The 1734-nt window shown below is 49.1% G+C and carries 1 protein-coding gene; it reads right to left on the bottom strand.

Going from position 1 to position 1734, the window contains the following annotated elements; translation table 11 throughout:
- Positions 1-531: 531 nt before the first annotated feature.
- On the bottom strand, positions 532-1734 hold a 1203-nt coding region (locus tag IQ270_RS30050; RefSeq protein WP_193976749.1), incomplete at its 5' end, for a glycosyltransferase family 2 protein.

Genomic DNA, 1734 nt, shown 5'->3' with positions numbered 1-1734 from the left:
GGCAAAATCGGAATTGCCATCTGGCGAAATAAAGATTTAGCTTGGTACTCTAACAAATCCATTTTTAATAACTGGTGACGGGTAGTTGGCAACAAGCAATTCGCCGCAATTGGCAATTCATAATTAATAGATAATAATTGGCTTTTTGTCAAGTTAAATTTTAAACATTCTGGCTTTTTATTTTCTATTTTCTATTTGTGTATTGCCGATTACTTATTTGCTACCGAGCCTCGATTACCTATTACTTAATCGGTAGCGGCGGAGTATTTTTTACTATCTATAAATTGCCAAATTTCACTGACTGCTCTGGCGCAACATATTTGGTAAATCGATACCCCATTTTCCATTTTCCCTTGAATGCACAACAGATAAATCTGCCAGAGCGAACAAAAGTCTCAAATTTTGGGAACTCCACGACTTTGGTCGGAAACTTGTATCCGTTTTCGGGCGCGGTCATCATTATTGATGTCTTTTTGTGCGGAAATCTTCAGACTTTTGGCAATACTCTTCCGAGATATTTCTGCTAATTGTTCACTCGATGGTCGCAGCGCCTTGATGGACTGTTTTGACCCATTTTAGCCGCTTGGGACGCACCGCAATCCGAGCCGTCACAGTCCCCACCAGCAGCCAGTGCAACATATACAGAGTACCCCCCAGCGTTTGCAGCAAGGTGACAAAAACTCGCCTTACCTCAAATTTGGTCTCTTTGCGAGTGCGGCGCAAACCAACAAACATTCCCACCACTGACAAGGTAAGCGTCATCACAGTTATGGGACTCGCTATAGGCATCCGGCGCAGCGCAATTGACATCAAAAAGTCGGGTAGCGCTAGTGTGGGCAACAAATATTGAGATACCCAAAATCCAAATAAATCCCAAGTTTTCCCAGTTCCCATGCGGTTGTGCAAAATTAGCCGCCAGTAGTCAAGATAGCGCTGATAGCCGCCTTCTGCCCAGCGATTGCGCTGGTGCCAGAGAGCCCGAGCGTTCGTGACTCCTTCTTCTGACACGGCAGGGAAAGGGAGAAATTCAATGTCCCACTGGTCTAGGTGCAGCCTCAGTGTCAAATCTAGGTCGTCGGTAATCGTTTCCTCGTTCCACCCGCCGCAGCTTTCCAAGGCGGTGCGGCGCATGAATTGACCGTTACCGCGCAATTCTCCAATGCCGCCGATCGCAGTCCGCTGCTGCTGGAAAAAACTGTCGAGAGCCATTTCTGCTTCTTGGCCGCGAGTCCACACATTCACCGCAGCATTGGCGATGGCTTTTCTGACTTGCACCGCCCCTACCCGTTCTCGATCGAACATCGGCAGCACCCGGCGCAGCAAATCCGGCGTTACCGTCGCGTCGGCGTCAAATATTCCTACAAATTCGCCCATCGTCAGCGGCAACACTTGATTTAGGGCTCCCGACTTGCCGCCGCTGGCATTTGCTTCTGTGCGAAATACTTTGAGCTGCGGGTATTGTTTGGTTAGCTGTTCCAATACCAGCGGCGTACTGTCGCTGCTGCGATCGTCGATCGCCCAAAGTTCGTAGCGGTCGATCGGATAATCTAAATTGCAGATTGATTCTACCAATCGGGCAATCACCGCTTCCTCATTTTTGGCCGCCACCAGTAGCGACACATAAGGCCAATCTTCTCGACTTTCATCTGAAAGAGAAGGCTGTGCGGGTTTGGGCCGGGCAAACAAAACTCGCAGCGCTTGCATCCACAGCAGCCCCGTCACCCCCCACACTAC

Origin of the sequence: Microcoleus sp. LEGE 07076 (genome assembly GCF_015207455.1) — a bacterium.
Taxonomy (GTDB): domain Bacteria; phylum Cyanobacteriota; class Cyanobacteriia; order Cyanobacteriales; family Microcoleaceae; genus Microcoleus.
This window is presented reverse-complemented; position numbering and strand designations above follow the sequence as displayed.